Here is a 932-nt window from a genome sequence, read left to right on the forward strand (position 1 = left end):
GCGGTGCTCGCCGGTGCCGGTGACGAGGACCAGGTGGCGGTGCGGGCGTCGGGGGTGTTCGGGCGTCGTCTGGAACGGGTGCCGGTCGCCAGGGCCGAGGCGGCGGTGTGGCGGCCGCGGGGCACGGTCCTGGTCACGGGTGGTACGGGCGCGTTGGGTGCCCGTGTGGCTCGCTGGGCCGCAGGCAATGGTGCCGAACACCTGTTGCTGGTCAGCCGCCGAGGCCTGGATGGGCCGGGTGCTGCCGAGCTGCGGGACGAACTCGCGGCCGGCGGTGTGCGGGTCACCGTCGCCGCTTGCGACGTGGCGGACCGTGCAGCGGTGGAGAGCCTGCTTGCCGAACGGTCCGTGGACGCGGTCGTGCACGCGGCCGGTGCGGTCGTGAACGTGCCCTTGGACGCGATGACGGCGGACGAACTCGGCGAGGTGTGGGCGGGCAAGGTGGCCGGTGTCCGAAACCTGGACGCGGTGCTGGGGGAGCGTGCGCTCGACGCGTTCGTGGTGTTCTCCTCCGTCGCCGGGGTGTGGGGCAGCGGTGGTCAGGCGGGTTATGCGGCGGCCAATGCTTTCCTGGACGGCCTGATCGAGTCGCGCCGGTCCCGCGGGCTCGCGGGTACGTCGGTGGCGTGGGGGCCGTGGGCCGAGGGGGGAATGGCGGCCGGTGCGGAGGCCGTGGAGGCGCTGCGCCGCCGGGGTCTTGTGGCACTCGAACCGCAGCGGGCGGTCCATGCCCTGGCCCGGGTCGTCACCGGCGCGGAGCCGGTCGTGGTCGTCGCGGACGTCGACTGGGCCCGGTTCACCCCGGCGTACACCAGCGTGCGTCCCAGCGCCCTGCTGACCGGCGTACCCGAGGCACAGGCGACCACAGCCGAGAGCGCCGTCCCGGCCGCCGACGGGACGGCCGGTGCGGGCCTGCGCGACCAGCTCGCCGG

1 protein-coding gene is annotated in these 932 nt (G+C 75.1%); it reads left to right on the forward strand.

Annotated features, from left to right (window positions below; translation table 11 throughout):
- The coding region (locus AC5WRT_RS38935) for a beta-ketoacyl reductase (RefSeq protein WP_496098937.1) at positions 1-932 on the forward strand (932 nt) is incomplete at both ends.

The sequence above is a fragment of the Streptomyces sp. NTD91 genome (assembly GCF_059510455.1).